17 protein-coding genes and 1 tRNA gene are annotated in these 19,009 nt (G+C 36.0%); 1 reads left to right on the top strand and 17 read right to left on the bottom strand.

Annotated elements, in window-relative coordinates:
* The first annotated feature begins 280 nt into the window (after window positions 1–280).
* A complete protein-coding gene (rpe, locus tag PHR76_RS02385) occupies window positions 281–949 on the top strand; it encodes a ribulose-phosphate 3-epimerase (RefSeq protein ID WP_300058100.1) in 669 nt (222 codons plus the stop codon).
* Here the strand turns inward: rpe and PHR76_RS02380 are convergent.
* The 17 genes from PHR76_RS02380 to mraZ form a co-directional block, all read right to left on the bottom strand.
* Window positions 946–1,371, bottom strand: a complete 426-nt coding sequence (locus tag PHR76_RS02380) for a CBS domain-containing protein (protein ID WP_300058097.1) — start codon at window positions 1,369–1,371, stop codon at window positions 946–948. The genes rpe and PHR76_RS02380 overlap by 4 nt on opposite strands.
* Window positions 1,372–1,463: 92 nt before the next feature.
* Entirely contained in the window at window positions 1,464–2,279 is an 816-nt protein-coding gene (locus PHR76_RS02375) for a zinc-dependent peptidase (protein WP_300058094.1), read from the bottom strand.
* A 407-nt stretch (window positions 2,280–2,686) separates the two neighbouring features.
* Window positions 2,687–2,760, bottom strand: a tRNA-Arg gene (locus tag PHR76_RS02370).
* Between the two features lie 36 nt (window positions 2,761–2,796).
* On the bottom strand, window positions 2,797–3,246 hold the full coding sequence (locus tag PHR76_RS02365; protein WP_300058091.1) for a GatB/YqeY domain-containing protein: 450 nt from the start codon (window positions 3,244–3,246) through the stop codon (window positions 2,797–2,799).
* A gap of 130 nt (window positions 3,247–3,376) precedes the next feature.
* Window positions 3,377–5,308, bottom strand: coding sequence for a cell division protein FtsZ (gene ftsZ, locus PHR76_RS02360; RefSeq protein WP_300058088.1), 1,932 nt, complete (start codon window positions 5,306–5,308; stop codon window positions 3,377–3,379).
* A gap of 42 nt (window positions 5,309–5,350) precedes the next feature.
* Entirely contained in the window at window positions 5,351–6,706 is a 1,356-nt protein-coding gene (gene ftsA / locus PHR76_RS02355; RefSeq protein WP_300058085.1) for a cell division protein FtsA, read from the bottom strand.
* A gap of 6 nt (window positions 6,707–6,712) precedes the next feature.
* Window positions 6,713–7,438, bottom strand: a complete 726-nt coding sequence (locus tag PHR76_RS02350; RefSeq protein ID WP_300058083.1) for a cell division protein FtsQ — start codon at window positions 7,436–7,438, stop codon at window positions 6,713–6,715.
* Window positions 7,422–8,774: a UDP-N-acetylmuramate--L-alanine ligase gene (gene murC, locus PHR76_RS02345; protein ID WP_300058080.1), complete on the bottom strand. Its 1,353-nt coding sequence runs from the start codon at window positions 8,772–8,774 to the stop codon at window positions 7,422–7,424. The genes PHR76_RS02350 and murC overlap by 17 nt, the downstream gene beginning before the upstream one ends.
* Window positions 8,771–9,883, bottom strand: coding sequence for an undecaprenyldiphospho-muramoylpentapeptide beta-N-acetylglucosaminyltransferase (gene murG / locus PHR76_RS02340; RefSeq protein WP_300058078.1), 1,113 nt, complete (start codon window positions 9,881–9,883; stop codon window positions 8,771–8,773). The genes murC and murG overlap by 4 nt, the downstream gene beginning before the upstream one ends.
* A gap of 26 nt (window positions 9,884–9,909) precedes the next feature.
* Window positions 9,910–11,205 (bottom strand): FtsW/RodA/SpoVE family cell cycle protein, encoded by a 1,296-nt coding sequence (locus tag PHR76_RS02335; RefSeq protein ID WP_300058075.1) that lies wholly within the window; start codon window positions 11,203–11,205, stop codon window positions 9,910–9,912.
* Window positions 11,206–11,242: 37 nt separating this feature from the next.
* Window positions 11,243–12,574 carry a UDP-N-acetylmuramoyl-L-alanine--D-glutamate ligase gene (gene murD / locus PHR76_RS02330; RefSeq protein WP_300058072.1) on the bottom strand — a complete coding sequence of 444 codons (1,332 nt, stop codon included), beginning with the start codon at window positions 12,572–12,574 and terminating at the stop codon, window positions 11,243–11,245.
* Window position 12,575: 1 nt separating this feature from the next.
* Entirely contained in the window at window positions 12,576–13,802 is a 1,227-nt protein-coding gene (gene mraY, locus PHR76_RS02325; protein WP_300058069.1) for a phospho-N-acetylmuramoyl-pentapeptide-transferase, read from the bottom strand.
* 7 nt (window positions 13,803–13,809) lie between these two features.
* Complete coding sequence (locus PHR76_RS02320; protein WP_300058066.1) at window positions 13,810–15,273, bottom strand: UDP-N-acetylmuramoyl-L-alanyl-D-glutamate--2,6-diaminopimelate ligase; 1,464 nt, start codon at window positions 15,271–15,273, stop codon at window positions 13,810–13,812.
* The gene (locus PHR76_RS02315; RefSeq protein ID WP_300058063.1) at window positions 15,270–17,264 is read right to left on the bottom strand and encodes a penicillin-binding protein; all 1,995 of its coding nucleotides are present in this window, start codon (window positions 17,262–17,264) and stop codon (window positions 15,270–15,272) included. The genes PHR76_RS02320 and PHR76_RS02315 overlap by 4 nt, the downstream gene beginning before the upstream one ends.
* On the bottom strand, window positions 17,255–17,602 hold the full coding sequence (locus PHR76_RS02310) for an FtsL-like putative cell division protein (RefSeq protein WP_300058060.1): 348 nt from the start codon (window positions 17,600–17,602) through the stop codon (window positions 17,255–17,257). Before PHR76_RS02310 ends, PHR76_RS02315 begins: the two co-directional genes overlap by 10 nt.
* Complete coding sequence (gene rsmH / locus PHR76_RS02305) at window positions 17,602–18,510, bottom strand: 16S rRNA (cytosine(1402)-N(4))-methyltransferase RsmH (RefSeq protein WP_300058057.1); 909 nt, start codon at window positions 18,508–18,510, stop codon at window positions 17,602–17,604. The genes PHR76_RS02310 and rsmH overlap by 1 nt, the downstream gene beginning before the upstream one ends.
* Window positions 18,485–18,958 carry a division/cell wall cluster transcriptional repressor MraZ gene (mraZ, locus tag PHR76_RS02300; protein WP_300058054.1) on the bottom strand — a complete coding sequence of 158 codons (474 nt, stop codon included), beginning with the start codon at window positions 18,956–18,958 and terminating at the stop codon, window positions 18,485–18,487. The genes rsmH and mraZ overlap by 26 nt, the downstream gene beginning before the upstream one ends.
* Between the last annotated feature and the right edge of the window lie 51 nt (window positions 18,959–19,009).

The raw sequence follows: 19,009 nt of genomic DNA, 5'->3' as shown, positions 1-19,009 counted from the left end.
TTTAGGATAGTAAAACCTCAGTCTGTTCGAGCAAAGCTCTCGGGTTTCCGAGGTTTTACTTTTTAGGATAGTAAAACCTCAGTCTGTTCGAGCAAAGCTCTCGGGTTTCCGAGGTTTTACTTTTTAGGATAGTAAAACCTCAGTCTGTTCGAGCAAAGCTCTCGGGTTTCCGAGGTTTTACTTTTTAGTTCTAATCTTGGTTCAGGTTTTATCTATTATAATTATCTTTGCCAACACAAAATTATTTCAGAAGTTAAACAACACTGAAAAAATCTACAACATGAAACAAACACTTATTGCTCCTTCCGTTTTGGCGGCTGATTTTGCCAATTTACAACGCGACATCGAAATGATTAATCATAGTGAAGCCGATTGGTTTCATATTGATATCATGGATGGCGTTTTTGTGCCCAATATTTCTTTTGGAATGCCCGTTTTAGAAGCAATAGCCAAACATGCTAAAAAAACAATCGATGTGCATTTAATGATTATCGACCCCGATCGCTACATCAAAACGTTTGCTCAACTTGGCTCAAACAACCTAACTGTGCATTATGAAGCTTGCACCCACTTGCACCGCACACTTCAAGCTATTAAAGCCGAAGGAATGAAAGCAGGTGTCGCTATTAATCCGCACACACCCGTGAGTCTACTTGAAGACATTATTCAAGACATTGACATCGTATGTTTGATGAGTGTTAACCCAGGATTTGGCGGACAATCCTTTATTGAGCATACCTATACTAAAATTAAACAACTCCGTGAAATCATTACCCGTAATCATGCCAACACTTTAATTGAGATAGACGGTGGCGTGACCGATAAAAACGCAGCTCAATTAGTTGCCGCTGGAGCAGATGTATTAGTTGCTGGAAATTATGTTTTTAAAGCAGCAAATCCAACTGAAACCATCAAAAACTTAAAAGCCATGTTACAAAAAGGTGATTAATCTTTGTACTGAGACAACAAATACTTGATGATATCCGTAGTCGTTACAATTCCAACTAACAGATTGCCTTGTAGGACTGGTAAAGCGTGAAATTCTTTTTTAGACAATATCTCTGCCACTTCTCTAATCGAAGTCTCTGGCGTTACGGTAGTCAGTTTTTTGGCCATAACTTGCTCTACGGTAAACATATTATAGACGGTCACATCAACTACTTCCTCATCATCGTCAACGGCATCTACAAAGGAAATTCGCAGTAAATCGGTGTAACTTAACATTCCTAATATTTTGTTACCATCCACCACTGGAATATGGCGAATATGATTTTTTTTGAACAATAATTCTGCCTTAGTTAAATCATCACTAAGATTTAAAACAATGAGGTTTTTACTCATTATAGTCGAAACGGGGACAAGATTTTTCATGATGTTACGGATTTATTAACAACAAATTTCAAGCATTTTTTAGTGTTTTAAAATGACGGAAATCATTGTGCCAGAACCTATTTTTTTGTATCTTATGTTTTATGTGAAAAATTTATCATTTTACTCACTTTTTCAAATAAAGTGGGGAATTCTGACTTAAACTGTGCAGGTGTTTCAAAAAAATGTTCGATTAAAACAGCAATAAATTCAAAACTATTGGTATATCCATAAATCCTAAAGTAATTGGATTGGATTAGTTTTTCGGTAATGGCTGGCTGAGCGATGTATGTCATAATTTCGGTATACCGTTGTGCAAAAAGCAATGCACTCACATCGTTTCGTTTTAATCCGTGAAAATGTACCGCATGCGTAAATTCATGAAATCCTAAATTAAGATTATCATTCTGCTGCTGAAAACCTTCCAAAAAGTCTTTCCAAGAAAAAACAATGGCTTTCATTCTTGGGTTAAACTCTCCTTTATGCCACGCGTCATTATGAGTAGAATAATAGGCTTCGGGATAGAGTATGATTTTATCAAATACATCTACTAAATAGTTCCGCATACCAAAAGTTAGCATGATAGCAGAGGCAGAAATCATCACTTTCATTTCTTCGGTAATGACCAAATCTTCTTTAGAAATAAATTGATAATGCGTTAAAAAAACAGCCATACGATGATTAAAATAGTGTCTTTTTTTCACCTCCAAATTAGAATAAAAAGGAAAGGTTTCTTTTAAAAACCGTTGCTGTTCTAGAGAAACGGTTTGTTTATTCCAATAAAAATGAACATACACGGGTCGGTGGAAAATTTTAGCAAAAAAATGCTCAAACGTATCTAAAACGACGGCAAAAAAAAGCACCACGATTAGCGATAGTAAAATAAAAATAACGATGAAAACACCCTCCATTTGTAGTTGTTAAACAGATGGGAAGATAGGGATTATTTTAAATCGCTGAATAGAAAAAAAATGTAATTCCACTAAACCTGTTTTTGAAAAAAATTAAAAGGATTCACTGCGTGCATCCTGACAAAGGGCCGCTTTGAAAATAGCAAGCCAAAAAAAATTCGCACAAGTGAACTTGGCGAAATGTATTCTTTCACGAATCAGGATTCACTGCGTGCATCCTGACAAAGCTCCGCTTTGAAAATAGCAAGCCAAAAAAAATTCGCACAAGTGAACTTAGCGAAATGTATTCTTTCACGAATCAGGATTCACTGCGTGCATCCTGACAAAGCTCCGCTTTGAAAATAGCAAGCCAAAAAAAATTCGCACAAGTGAACTTAGCGAAATTTTTTTGGCTTGCTATTTATTCGTGACCTCGACAGGATTCAAACCTGTAACCCTCAGAGCCGAAATCTGATATTCTATTCAGTTGAACTACGAGGCCTTTTTTAATCTGTGTGCGAATTTACAACAAAAATTGTTATGCTAAAAGTTTTTTTACAATAGTTGAAATAGTTTTTCCATCAGCACTTCCTCCTAATTGTTTAGAAGCAATTCCCATTAATTGTCCCATAGAAGCCATTCCGGCAAAGCCATTGGCTGCAATAATTTGAGCCACAGCCGTTTCTACTTCTGCTTCGCTTAATTGTTTTGGTAAAAACTTTTCGATAACCGTCGCTTGTAATAATTCTGGTTCTGCTAAATCGGCTCTTCCTTGTTGTAAATAAATTGCAGCACTATCTTTCCGTTGTTTCACTAAACGCTGTAATAGCTTAATTTCATCTTCCGAGGCTAATTCTTCTTTGGCACCCCCTTCTGTCAAGGCTAATAAAATAGCCGATTTAACCGCTCTTAATGATTCTAATGCAATCGTGTCTTTGGCACGCATGGCGTTTTTAATTTCCTCGTTTATTGTTGTTTGTAAACTCATATTAATTTTTTTAAGCGATTTACAAAAGAAAATCAAGGGTTGAATCTTTTGTAAAACGTAGGCAAAGATAAAAAAAATAACCCGGAAATTAGATTCTAATTTCCGGGTTAAATACACTAGTTAGAGCTAGCTAATCCACATTGTCATGAAGAAACGAATTATTTGAACGCAATTGTGCGTCGTTATTACTATCGGTTCCCAACGACGTTCTGGATTGATTATTTATTGGTGTATTGGTTGATAAATCAACTCCTTGTCTTTTAAAAGCGGGTACTTTTTCCATCTCTTCTAATCGAGCAGAATTGGTATGAAACTTATAATTGAACTCTTTCAGTTTTTTTCTTCTGTCATCTGCCCGCATTTTTAAAGTTTCATCGATGGATAAATCTATTGGATTAATATCGTCATACGACGGAGCGAATTGCGAAGGACTATCCACACTTTTTAAAGTGATGTTCATCTCTTCATTCTCAGGCTCTTTAACTTCATCAAGAACAGGCTTTGAATTCACTAATTCGTTTTCAATTTCCATATAATCTTCAAGAGAAAATTTGACAACGCCTTCTTTGCCAATTTCAGTTAACGGAATTAATTGGGTAGGTTCGTTTACCACAATATCATTTGTAGCAGTAGGAATAGTAGGTTCTAGGTCAAAAAGGATGGTATTTTTAGTTTCTTTCACTTCAGTTGGCAAATCAAAGGAAAGCACGACTTGTTCTTTTTCTACAATAACAAACTCGGGTTCCCTCACCATAATTTCGCGTACTTCGTGGGTCGTCGCTACTAACCGACTTTCAAAATCAGGACTCACAATCTCGTAGGTCACTTCCATATTTTTAATAACGTCTGTGATAGGCACGAGTTCTGAAAACACAGTTGTTGGCTCAATAACATTAATATCATCGATTAATTCAAATACGATTTTTTCTTCGGTGGATGCCGTCGGTTTTTCATTTATAAGGTTCTCCTCTAAAAGCGTTGCCGCAGCATTTTTAGACAAGTCAATCGTGTTTGACTGATTTTCATCTAAAGAATGGATTATTTTTTTCGGCTCAGCATTGACGATTTCTTTTTGTTGTTCTACATTAAAACCAGTTGCAATAATAGTAACCGCTATAGAATCTCCCAAAGACTCATCGTCACCAACTCCCATGATGATATTGGCATTATGTCCTGCTTCTGCTTGAATATGGTCATTAATTTCACCTATTTCATCAATTGTAATTTCAGTAGTTCCAGAAACGATAAGCAACAATACGTTTCTAGCACCTGAAATTTTATTATCATTTAAAAGTGGCGAATCCAAGGCAGAAATGATAGCATCTTTTGCTCTTGTTTCACCTTCTGCTTTAGCAGAACCCATAATGGCTGTTCCGCTGTTAGACAACACTGTTTTAGCATCTTTTAAATCGATATTTTGCGTATAGTGATGCGTAATTACTTCTGCAATTCCACGAGAAGCAGTAGCTAACACTTCGTCTGCTTTAGAGAAACCTGCTTTAAAACCAAGATTCCCATAAACTTCTCGTAATTTATTATTATTAATAACGATCAGTGAATCTACTTGTTTACGCAACCTTTCTACACCCGACATCGCTTGTTCGAAACGTACTTTTCCTTCAAATTGAAATGGAATCGTTACAATACCAACCGTTAAGATGTCTTTTTCTTTAGCCATTTGAGCGATTACAGGAGCAGCACCCGTTCCGGTACCTCCTCCCATACCTGCCGTGATGAAAATCATTTTGGTATTGCTATCCAGCAATTTATCAATGTCTTCCATGCTTTCTAATGCCGATTGCTGACCTATTTCTGGATTAGCTCCAGCTCCTAAGCCTTCTGTTAAGTTTAATCCTAACTGAATTTTGTTTGGCACCGGACTATTTTGTAGAGCTTGTGAGTCGGTATTACAAACCACAAAATCTACACCTTTAATCCCTTGCTTAAACATGTGGTTGATGGCGTTACTTCCGCCTCCGCCCACTCCAATTACTTTAATTACATTTGATTGGTTTCTAGGTAAATCAAATGAAATGCTTCCAAAATCTGAGTTGCTTGTCATACTTATTGGTTTTTCTAGTTCATTTATTTTTATCGAGGCAGTTTATTCTGCACTGTCTAAAAATTCTTTAATTTTTTCTACGTATTTTTCAAAGAAAGAACGTTTGATTTTATTCTCGGTACTTTCTTGGTTTGGAATATCAGTTTTGGGGTCTTCTTCTAATTTTTCCGCAGCAGGTTCGTTTTTAACTTCGTTTTTCGATTGTTCCATTTCAGTCAATAAAATGGCACTTTTCGTATTATTATTGATGCTATTCATCATCAGTCCCACGGCAGTGGCATACAAGGGACTTGACATTTCCTCGCTAGAATTTCCAGCTAAATGCTCGTTTGGATAACCAATTCGTGTATCCATTCCTGTGATATACTCGACCAATTGTTTGATATGCTTTAATTGAGCACCGCCACCGGTCAAAACGATTCCGCCAATCAATTTCTTTTTTTGATCTTCATGTCCGTATGATTTGATTTCGTCAAATACTTGTTCAATAATCTCAACTACGCGAGCATTAATAATCTTTGAAAGGTTTTTTAAGGAAATTTCTTTTGGTTCACGCCCTCTTAATCCGGGAATAGAAACAATCTCATTTTCTTTGTTTTCACCAGGCCAAGCCGAACCAAATTTGACTTTCAATAATTCTGCTTGCTTTTCAATGATAGAACAGCCTTCTTTGATATCGTCTGTAATCACATTTCCTCCGAAAGGAATCACAGCGGTATGTCGAATAATTCCATCCTTAAAAATGGCCAAATCAGTGGTTCCACCGCCAATATCAATCAAGGCTACACCTGCTTCTTTTTCTTCTTGACTTAGCACTGCATCAGAAGAGGCCAAAGGTTCTAACGTTAATCCAGACAATTCTATTCCTGCACTTTGAATACAACGTCCGACATTACGAATAGAAGCTGCATGACCAACCACCACGTGAAAACTACTTTCTAAACGTCCACCATACATTCCAACTGGCTCTTTGATTTCAAATTGCCCGTCGATTTTAAATTCTTGTGGTAAAACATGAATTATTTCTTCACCTGGCAACATGGCCAACTTGTGTACTTGACTGATTAATTGTTCAATATCACTGCCACTAATCACTTCTTCTGGATTGTTACGACTAATGTAATCACTGTGTTGAATACTGCGAATATGCTGCCCTGCAATTCCAACAACCACATCTTTTATCATGTAACCCGAGTTATCTTCTGCTTCTTTAATAGCAATTTGAATCGACTCAATCGTTTGTGTAATATTATTGACAACGCCTCTGTGTACACCCAAACTTTTAGATTTTCCAACCCCTAAAATTTCAAGTTTACCATACTCGTTTTTCCGACCAATCATGGCCACAATTTTTGTGGTCCCGATGTCTAACCCTACTGCGATGTTTTCGTTTTTCATGTGCTCTTATTTTGTGCAGACAACCTGTTGTGTAAACTTCAGATTAATCTTCTTGTAATTATAAATCGAACTATCTAAAACTGCTTTCTGTAAAAAAGCTTTATAATTTTTAAATTTCTGTTCCATATTGATGGTTCTGCCAAACTCAATATCGTAATCATAGTTTCTATTTTTCATTTTCAAGCTTCCGTTGGGCAATACTTGAATGCCAATGATATTTTTTTTCAAAAAATCATCTTCATGAATAATCCGAAACAACTCTTCTAATTTTTCACTATATTCTGCTTTAATTTCACCTGAAACTAGCGGAACTCGTGCCGTATAAATATCCGACAAAGGCATCTTAGCCCCTTTAATATCAACATAATACGACTCGTCCTGACCATACACTCTGGCCACCGGAGTTTTTTGTTTAACGATCGCTTTTAATGTGCCATCAATACTCAAAAAGACTTCAACTTCATCAACCATCTCATGTTTTTGGATGGTATTTTCCAAATCATTCAAATCTAAAGTAACTTTCCCTATGCTGGAAGCAACTTCATTATTTTCTATTAACAATTTATTAACCGTTTCATGTGTCATAAAAAGTTGATCATTCCCTAAAAATTCGACTTTAATTTCTTTCAATTTTCGATTGTCATTTCGTTTGGTCATAAAAGAATATAAAAAGCAAACTAAGCCTAAAATCAAAACTAATCGAAGCGTTGGCCAGCTAAGATATTTTTTCATATAATCGTTTCTTTAAAGGGTTAACTAAATCGCCAATATCGCCAGCTCCAATAGTCACGATGATGCGGGCCTTACTTTTTAAAACAGCAGTAATCAAGTCGTTTTTAGAGACTAATTGCTTCTGATTATTTTGAATTTTAGCTAATAACCAGTCGGATGTAATGCCTTCCATTGGCAATTCTCGTGCAGGATAAATGTCTAATAAAATCACTTCATCAAATTGAGCCAAACTCTTGGCAAAATCATCAGCAAAATCGCTAGTTCTACTAAATAAATGCGGTTGAAAAACAGCTAACACTTTGTCTTGAGGATACAATTCTCTGACAGCTTGGTGAACCGCATTTATCTCAGTAGGGTGATGAGCGTAGTCATCAATAAAAACCAATTTATCGTGTTTAATTTGATAAGAAAACCGTCGTTTAATTCCGTTGAATGTGCCCAAGGCTTTAACAATTTTGTCGGTTGGGGAACCATAGGTTTTGGCCATCGCCAAAGCCATGAGTGCATTCATTAAATTATGTCTTCCTGGTAAGTTAAATCGAATATCTTTAATCGTTTCGGTCGGTGTTTTCACGTCAAAAACATAAACACCTTGCTGAATTCGAATATTAAAAGCAGTAAAACTTGCTTCGTCTTCAATCGCAACTGTCATTCCTTCTAAAGGCAATTCTTTTGGGATAAAAAGGGCTTTTTTATCTTTAATTTTATCAGCAAATTCTACAAAAGTTGCTTCAATGGCTGCTTTATCGCCATAAATATCTAAATGATCGGCATCCATAGAAGTAATACAGGCCAAATTAGGATGTAGGTGTAAAAAAGAACGGTCAAACTCATCGGCTTCTACCACCGTAACTGTTTTGCCGTTTCCAATTAAATTGGAATTATAATTCTCTACAATTCCGCCTAAAAAAGCAGTAACGTCTACACCCGCTTCATATAAAATATGTCCTAAAATGCTTGATGTTGTTGTTTTTCCGTGCGTTCCCGCTACGGCAAAACAAAACGTATCTTTTGTGATTAAGCCTAAAACTTCTGCACGTTTCTGAATTGTAAATTTATTTTCTTTAAAATAATTCCACTCCGAATGATGGGCTGGAATTGCGGGTGTAATAATAACAAGCGTATTTTCTGGAGTCCAATCTGCTGGAATAGCATGAATTGCATCTTCAAAATGAATGTTCATCCCTAACAACTGTAAAGTTTTAGTTAGCTCGGTTTCGGTTTTGTCATAACCCGCCACTTTTTTGCCTAAAAATTTAAAATAGCGAGCTAAGGCACTCATTCCGATGCCTCCAATGCCAATAAAATAAACGTTATGGATTTGATTTAGATTCATTTCTGGTTTTTACTCTTATTTTTTATCAATTTTAAAATTTCTTTTACGATATCAACCGTCGCGTTGGGCTTGGCTAATTTTTTTATATTATGACTTAATTCCATTTGTTGTTTTTCATTGGAAAGCAAGGATGAAAAAACAGTTTCAAATTGTGCTTCAAGTTCAGTCTCTTTCAAAAGAATTGCTCCTTTTTTTTCAACAATTGCTTTGGCATTTTTTGTTTGATGGTCTTCAGCCACATTCGGTGAAGGAATAAAAACAACCGGTTTTCCAATCAAGCAAAGCTCTGATACCGAAGAAGCTCCAGAACGGGAAATGATGACATCTGCCGCGGCATAAACTAAATCCATTCTATCCACAAAGGAAAGCACGTGTACAAATTTGTGCTGGTTTAAATGACTATACGCATCAAAATACAATTTTCCACATTGCCAAATTACTTGTAGGTTTAGAGCCAAGAAAAAGTCTATCTCTTTTTCGATTAATTGGTTGATTCTTCGTGCTCCCAAACTTCCTCCTAAAACCAACAAGGTTTTTTTATTCGCCTCTAAATTAAAATAGGTAAGTGCGTCAATTTTTTTATTTTCGATTGAAAGTAAGTCTTGACGAACTGGATTTCCTGTTAATTTTATTTTATGCTTTGGAAAATATTTTTCTAAATTTTCATAGGCTACGCAAATTGAATTAGCCTTTTTACTTAACAACTTATTGGTGATGCCAGGATAGGAATTTTGTTCTTGAATTACCGTTAAGATTCCCATTCCCGCAGCTACTTTAAGCAAAGGTCCAGAGGCGAATCCTCCCGTTCCGATAACGACATCGGGCTGAAAAGACTTCAAAATCTGTCTTGCTTTCCACAAACTAGAAAACAATTTAATTGGAAACAACGCATTTTGCAAGGTTAACTTTCTTTGAAGACCAGCAATCCATAACCCTTTAATGGCAAACCCTGCTTGTGGCACTTTTTGCATTTCCATTTTATCTTGAGCCCCAACAAAAAGAATTTCACACGTTGGAAATTGCATTTTTAATTCATTTGCAATAGCGATGGCCGGGTAAATATGACCTCCGGTTCCACCTCCACTCAAAATGAATTTCAAATTGCTCATTTACTTTTTATTTTATAAAACACTACTTAACTTTTATTTAAAACGGCATTCATCGGATTATCTTCGATACTATATTCCTTGTTTTCAATATCATCCGCTTCATCTTCCTTTATTTGTCTATCGATTATTTTCTGAAGAGCGGCTTCTCTTTTTGCTTTTTCTGTATTTTCTGCTGCAATCTCTTCCTCTTTTTTAGTTACATTTAAAATAATACCGATGGCAATACAGGTTACCCAAATGGAGCTTCCACCGCTACTAATAAGTGGCAAGGTTTGACCAGTGGTTGGTAATAATTCTACCGCTACACCCATATTGATAACTGCCTGAAAAACAATTGGAAAACCAAGACCGACCACCAGTAACTTTCCGAATTGCGTAGTTGCTTTATGAGCCGCAATAACAATTCTGAAAAGCAAAAGCATATAAATTCCAATAATTACTATTCCTCCAAAAAGGCCAAATTCCTCTACAATAATGGCATAAATAAAATCGGAAGACGATTGAGGAAGAAAGTTCTTTTGCACACTTTTTCCTGGGCCTAATCCATAAACACCCCCTGTAGCGATAGCTGTTTTTGCTCTTTCAATTTGATAAACCTCATCCAAATCTTTCACATCATCAGTTACAAAACGTTCAATTCGAGATTCCCAAGTATTTACGCGACTTGTTAACGGATTTGGAAATGCTTTGGCAATGAAAATAAAGAGTGCTAAACTGGCAATCCCTATTCCTATAATTGCAGCAATATATTTTATGGGATATTTTCCGATGAAAACCAACATGATAATCATTAAAAACATCAACGCCGCAGTTGAAAAATTTGCGGGTAAAATAAACAACAAGGTAATTCCGACAGGCAACCATAAGTCAATAAACGACGACTTAAAAGTGATCGGTTCTTCGCGTGTTTTCGACAAATAACGCACAACAAATATCATAATGATGATAAAAGCAAAAGCTGAGGGTTGAAAAGAAATCCTAATAAAAGGCACCTGAATCCATCGGCTTGCATTAGCCCCCGCAATGACTGTTCCTTTAAACAACGTATAGGCTAAAAGCACCCAAATAAAGGGCAATAATATTCTAGATATACTTCTAAAATAATGGTACGGAATTTTATGAACTCGATAGATGATAAAAAAACCTAATAAAAGATGCATAAAATGTTTGGCTAAATAACCAACCGTATTTCCCGTCCCTTTTCCGGCGTAAGCCAAGTTGCTGCTTGCACTAAAAACGGGCATAAAAGAAAACAGAGCCAATAGCGCAACCAATGCCCAAATGACTTTATCTCCTTTTAATTTTTTAATAATTGCAAACATAATTCAATTGACTTTTCTGTTCTATTTTATTCTAGTTTTATAATCCTCGAACGGCATGTTTAAACTGACGACCTCTATCTTCATAATTTTCAAACAAATCGAAACTTGCACAAGCAGGCGACAACAAAACGGCATCTCCTTTTTCTGCTAAGTGCTGAGCTGTGCGAACCGCATCATTCATAGAAGAAACTTCTACCATCATGTCTACGACATTTCCGAAGGCATCAATAATTTTTTTATTATCTACTCCTAAACAAATAATTGCTTTTACTTTTTCACGAACCATAGCCATTAACTCGCTGTAATCATTTCCTTTATCTACGCCCCCAACTATCCAAACTGTAGGAGAAGACATGCTGTCTAAAGCAAAAAAAGTAGCGTTTACATTTGTTGCTTTACTATCATTGATATACATCACATTTTGAATTTTTAGAACCCGCTCAAGTCGGTGCTCTACCCCCTGAAAGCTAGATAAACTCTCTCTGATGGTTTGTTTTCTGATTCGCATCAGTTGAGCAACAGAAGTGGCAGCCATTGCATTTTTCATGTTGTGTTTGCCTTCCAAAGCGATTGTTTTTGTTTCCATTGTAAATTCTTCTTCGTTGATGTAGCTTTCCATAATGTTGTTGTTAATAAATCCTCCTATTTTCGGTTTGTTTTGGAGCGAAAAAGGAATTAATTGCGCTTTTGTTTTGTTGTTTTTTAACCAATTCTGTATGGCTTCGTCATCTGCATCATAAATCAAATAATCACTTTGGGTTTGATTCATGGTAATTCTAAATTTTGAAGCTATGTAATTTTCATATTTGTAATCATATCGATCTAAATGATCCGGACTAATATTTGTAATAATGGCGATATGTGGCTTATAGTTAAGGATTCCATCTAATTGAAAACTACTCAGTTCCAAAACATAGACATCAAACTCTTCATCGGCAACTTGCCAGGCAAAACTTTTTCCAATATTTCCCGCCAATCCCACATTCAATCCTGCAGTTTTTAGCAGATGATACGTGAGCATCGTGGTAGTTGTTTTTCCGTTACTTCCAGTAATTCCGATGGTAACGGCTTGCGTAAACGGAGCAGCAAACTCAATTTCTGAAATAACCGGAATGAGCAAAGCGTTTAACTTTGTTACAATTGGCACCGTATCAGGAATACCAGGACTTTTCATCACCACTGCTGCATTTAAAATCAGGGCTTCTGTATGTTTCTCTTCCTCCCAAGCAATTTCATTTAGTATCAGAACTTCTTTATAATTTTCTTTAATTTTTCCAAAATCAGACAGAAAAACATCATAGCCTTTTTTCTTTCCTAAAAGTGCTGTTCCTATACCGCTTTCACCTCCACCTAAAATAACCAATCGCATACTATCTTAATTTTAAGGTGACAATGGATAAAATGGCTAATAAAATTCCGACAATCCAAAAGCGAGTAACAATTTTACTTTCGTGATAGCCTTTCTTTTGATAATGGTGATGCAAGGGCGACATGAGAAAAATGCGTTTTCCTTCGCCATATTTCTTTTTGGTATATTTAAAATAGCTGACTTGTAATACGACCGATAAGTTTTCTGCTAAAAAGACACCACAAAGCACAGGAATTAAAAGTTCTTTACGGATGGCAATGGCAATTACCGCAATAATTCCACCAATAGTTAAACTTCCCGTATCGCCCATAAATACGGCGGCTGGATAACTGTTATACCATAAAAATCCGATGAGTGATCCCACAAAAGCAGAAATAAAAACGGTCATCTCTCCCGAATTGGGGATATACATAATGTTCAAATAATTTGAAAAAATGATGTTACCGGAGACGAACGTAAAAATACCTAAAGTGAGTACCGAAATGGCCGATGTTCCTGCAGCCAAACCGTCAATTCCGTCGGTTAAATTAGCTCCATTGGAAACTGCGGTGATAATAAAAATCACAATTGGAATAAAAATCAACCAAGCCCATTGTTCATATCCTTCACCCAAAAAAGATAAAAAATCAGCATAATTTAATTCGTTATTTTTAAAAAACGGAATTGTCGTAGCCGTTGATTTTTCCTCTAGTGGAACTGGAGAAACCACTGTGGTTGTTGGCTGTAAAATATTGGTTCGTTGCGTATCTTTTCGAACGGTCACTCCAGGATGAAAATAGAGCACCGAACCTACAATTAAGCCCAAACCGACTTGGCCAATAACTTTAAATTTTCCTTTTAAGCCTTCTTTATCTTTTTTGAATATTTTTATATAATCATCTATAAATCCGATTGTACCCATCCATAATGTTGTTACAATCAATAAAATGATATAAATATTATCTAATTTTGCCAACAATAAAACAGGCACTAAAGTGGCTAAAATAATAATCAATCCCCCCATTGTGGGCGTTCCCGCTTTTTGAGTTTGTCCTTCTAAACCTAATTCCCGAACAGTTTCGCCTACTTGTTGATTTCTTAAAAATTCAATAATTCGTTTTCCAAAAATTGTAGAAAGCAATAAGGATAACAGCACTGCCAATCCAGAACGAAACGTAATGTATTGAAAAACACCCGTTCCAGGAACGTCCATTATTTTGTCTAAGTAGTCAAATAAATAATACAGCATCGTAGTTCTATTTATTTCTTTCGGTTAAAAATTCGTTTACCATTTCCATATCATCAAAATGATGACGCACCCCTTTTATTTCCTGATAGGTTTCATGCCCTTTTCCAGCAATTAAAATAATATCATTCGGACTCGCTAATTGACAAGCGGTTTTAATTGCTTGTTTTCTATCTGCAATAGTTAATGCTTTTCGATGATTCTGAGGTTCAATTCCTTTTTCCATATCGGCTAAAATGACCAACGGATCTTCCGTTCGCGGATTGTCCGAAGTAAGGATCACTTTGTCACTCAGGTTAGACGCAATTTGAGCCATAATCGGACGCTTTGTTTTGTCGCGATCGCCACCACAACCAACAATAGTAATGAGTAGCTCATTTTTTGTACGAATAGCATTGATGGTTTCGATTACATTTTCGAGAGCATCGGGCGTATGAGCATAATCCACAATGGCTGTAATTTTATCATCGGATACAATAAATTGAAAACGGCCGGAAACACTTTCTAATTCAGACAATATTCGCAATACTTCCAAGCTTTCCATTCCTAATTCGACTGCCGTTCCGTAAATTGCTAATAAATTATAGGCATTAAAGGTTCCGATAAGTTTTACCCAAACTTCATTTCCATTAATCTTTAGTAATAATCCACTTAATTGATTTTCTAAAATAGTAGCTTTATAATCTGCATACGATTTTAAGGCATAAGTCAATTTTTTAGCTTTGGTGTTTTGCAACATCACCGAACCGTTTTTATCATCATTATTTGATAAAGCAAAAGCCTCTTTTGACAAGGAGTCAAAAAATGATTTTTTCACATCGCGGTATTCAGCAAAAGAAGGATGATAATCAAGATGATCATGTGATAAATTGGTAAAAATGCCTCCAACAAATTGTAATCCTTCGGTTCGTTTTTGGTGAATGCCGTGCGAACTCACTTCCATAAAACAGTATTCTATTCCTTCCTCTGTCATTTGATTCAAAAACCGATTGATGGTAAGTGAATCAGGAGTTGTATGTGTTGCAGGATATTCGGTTTCATCTACCAAAATTTTGACGGTAGAAAGCAAACCCACTTTATAGCCCGCATTTTTAAATAATTGATACAATAAAGAAGCAATCGTGGTTTTGCCATTGGTTCCTGTAATTCCGACTAATTTTAAATTCCGTGAAGGGTTTTCATAAAAATTTGCCGCCATATAAGCCAAAGCCAGATTAGTGTCTTTCACTTGAATATAGGTTACCCCATTCACAATTCGTTCTGGAAAAGTATCGCACACAATCACTGATGCTCCTTGATTTAATGCTTTTTCAATAAAATCATGCCCATTAGAAACCGAACCGCGAATGGCCACAAACACATCATTGAATTCTATTTTTCTTGAATCGAATTCCACTTTATGAATAGCCGCATCCGTTGAACCTTTTACAGCTTCAATATTTACTTTATATAATATGTCTTTTAAAGTTATCATGATAATTCTAAAGTAATAGTGCTGTTTTTTAATAAAGGCTCGCCAGGCTGAATGGATTGTTTTTTTACTTTTCCAATTCCAACTAATTTTACTTTGATATTTAGATTTTCCAAAAGAGCAACGGCATCCATTCCGGGCATTCCGCGAAGATTTGGAACGGTTCTTAGTTCACTACTTGCTTGAGTATAAAACAATTCATAATTCTTATCTTGTAAGAGATTATGCTTGTCAATATTTTTTATTTCATTAGTGGAAGGCACATCGGTATAAACTTTTTGTGCAATTCTTTTAAAGACTGGTCCAGACACATCTGCTCCGTAATAGCCCTTGGAAGCACTAGGCTTATGCACCACGACGATGCATGAATATTTTGGATTATCCGCAGGAAAATAGCCTACAAAAGACGATGCATAGTATAAATTTGCTCTGTCCGCATAGCCTACTTGGGCTGTTCCGGTTTTGCCAGCCATCGAAAAATCTTTTGAATATAATTTAGAACCCGTTCCTCTTTTAACTACGTTTTCAAGAACCACTTTCACTTTATCAATGGTTTCTTGCGAAGCAATTTTAGGATTGATAACTTCTTTGTCAAATTTTTTAATTGTTTTATTCCACTCCTTCACTTCTTTGACAAACAAAGGTTTTACCATTTCTCCATTATTTGCCACAGCATTATAAAGTGTAAGCGTTTGTAATGGCGTCATAGAAACCCCATAACCATAAGCCATCCACGGCAAGGTTGTACCGTACCAATTTTTTGCACCTGGTTGTGGAATAATTGGTTTTCCTTCCCCCTTAATTTGAAGTCCCAATGGCTCATTCAATTTCATCCGGTTAATATGGTTTACGAATTTTTTAGGATTGTTCTTATAATTATCATAAACCGCTTGCACTAAGACTGTATTAGAAGACAATTCAAAACCTCGAGCTAAGGAAATTTTGCCATAGCCCCCTTTTTTAGAATCCCTAACCTTTCTATTATGATAGATAACTTCACCGCCTCTAGAATCAAAAACCGTATTAGTATCGGCTAATTTATCTTCAAAAAGAGCTAACATGTCCATTAATTTAAACGTCGAGCCCGGCTCATGTGATTCTGCCACTGCATAATTGACAGTTTCAGAATAATTTCCTTGAGAATCTCTACCTAAATTTGAAATTGCTTTTACATGACCCGTATTGGTTTCCATCACGACTACACATCCATGATCAGCCTCATAATATTGAAGTTGTTTTAGCAACGCATGGTGTGCAATATCTTGTATATACACATCTAAAGTTGAAATAATATCATAGCCATCTTGTGGCTCCACTTCATTTTCATCTCGCAAAGGTTTCCATTGGCCTTGAGCCATTTTTTGCATTAACCGTTTGCCATCTTTTCCATTTAAATAATCTTTAAATGCCCATTCAATTCCTTTCCCGTCAGGTTTTCCGTTGGGACGAATGCGTTCGTAGCCAATCGTTCGTTCTGCTACCAATCCTATCGGATGCTCACGAACTGTTTGTTGCTCTGTGATAATTCCTCCCTTATAAGGTCCTTTATTAAAAAGCGGAAAACGTTTGATTCGCATATATTCTGTATAACTCAAGTTTCGAGCAACTAAATAATAGCGGTTTTTGTGACTTCTAGCTTTTAGAAACTCTGTTTTATAAAATTGAGAAGGTTTACCAAGTAAAATAGACAAGGAATCAGAAAGCGATTGCAAATTTGCATCAAAATCTACCTTTTTGGGAGCAATGGCATCAAATCGAATTTTATAATTGGGAATAGAAGTCGCCAATAAACTTCCATCAGCCGAATAAATATTCCCTTTATTTGCCGGAATCACGAAATTTTTAACGGTGCGTTCTTTAGCAAGTTTAGTATAATAATCGCCTTCCACCCATTGAATGTTGGTTAATTTTACCGCTATTGCAATCGCCAAAATAAAGAGGAGAAATGCAACGAGGTAAATTCGGTAAGAGATATGTTTATCTTCTACGGCCATATTCTATCTTTGAGTGATTTTTCTTTGGGTTGAATAACTTTTATTTTTGTTGGCGGCACCGTGGACGGAATGATTCCTTTTGCTTCCATTTTTTTTGATACGGTACTTTCCATTTTTAATTTCATTAATTCTGAACGTCTGTCTACAAACTCTGAACGCAATTCTTTTACTTCTTTGTTTAAGGCTAGTATTTCAAATATTTTTTTTTCATACCAATGGATATTGGCAATCATAATCATTGCGAGTACAATCAAAAAAACAAGAAATCGCCAATTTTTAACGGCGTCTTCATTCACTAAAAATCTTGCCTTAAGAATGTCGTAAATACTCGTTTTCATTATTTCTTTTCTGCTATTCTTAATTTTGCACTTCGTGCTCGATTATTCATTTTAATTTCTGCTGCGGTAGGCACAATTAATTTTCCAACGGTTTTGAAAGGGACGCTGAAATTTCCAAAAAAATCTTTTTCAGGCTCACCTTCAAACAAACCGTTTTTCATGAATCGCTTAACCAGTCGGTCTTCTAAAGAATGATACGAAATCACACTTAATCTTCCGCCTGGCTTTAAAACGTCTAACGACTGTTCTAAAAATTCTTTTAGCACTTCCATTTCTTGATTCACTTCAATGCGAATGGCTTGATAGATTTGAGCTAATATTTTATGACTTTTATGAGCGGGCAGATATCTTGATAACACCTGCTTAAGTTGCTCTGTATTTTTAATAGGTTCTTCGCTCCTAGCCTGCACAATTGTACTTGCCATCGCTGCTGCATTAGTTAACTCACCAAATTCCGAAAATAGTAGCTTTAAATCGGCTTCTGCATACTCATTCACAACCGTAAAAGCATTTAGTATCTCATTCTGATTCATACGCATATCCAAACCCGCATCAAATCGGGTAGAAAATCCGCGTTCTGCCACATCAAATTGGTGCGAGGAAACGCCTAAATCGGCTAAAATACCGTCCACCTCTTTGATTCCGTAAAATCTTAAAAAGCGTTTAATATTTCTGAAATTTTCATTAATTAATTGAAAACGTTCATCCACTAAGGCATTTGCTAAAGCATCTTGGTCCTGATCAAAAGCCACTAATTTTCCATTTTCATCCAATTGTTTTAGAATAGCTTTAGAATGGCCTCCGCCGCCAAAAGTGACATCCACATAAACACCTGCTGGTTTGATATTTAAACCTTCAACCGATGCTTCTAATAAAACAGGGTTATGATATTCCATCTGGCTCGTCATTTAAATTACCCATTACTTCTTCCGCTAAATCGGCAAAATCAATTGCAGTGTCGTCTATCGATTTTTCATACAATTCTTTATCCCAAATTTCTACAATATTCACAGCAGAAGACAATACAATATCTTTTGAAATAGCGGCAAAAAGAACTAAATCTTTCGGCACTAACAACCTTCCTAACGCATCAATTTCAACAACTTTAACTCCTGCTGTGAATCGTCTTATGAAATCATTATTTTGTTTTTTAAAGCGATTCAACTTGTTCACTTTACTCATCAAGACATTCCATTCTGCCATTGGATACAATTCCAAACACGGCTGAAAAACCGAACGCTTTAAAACGAAACCTTCTTGCAAGGAAGCAGACAATTGCTTTTTTAAGGGAGCTGGCAATAGTAGCCTTCCCTTAGCATCGACCTTACATTCATATGTTCCTATAATGGTATTCAACACGTTACAATTTTCATGGATTGAAAGCAAATATAAAAAGTTTTTACCACA

Origin of the sequence: Flavobacterium sp. (assembly GCF_028689845.1) — a bacterium.
Classification (GTDB): Bacteria; Bacteroidota; Bacteroidia; order Flavobacteriales; family Flavobacteriaceae; genus Flavobacterium.
Note: the sequence above shows the minus strand (reverse complement) of the source record. Positions and strands in the feature narration are given on the sequence as shown.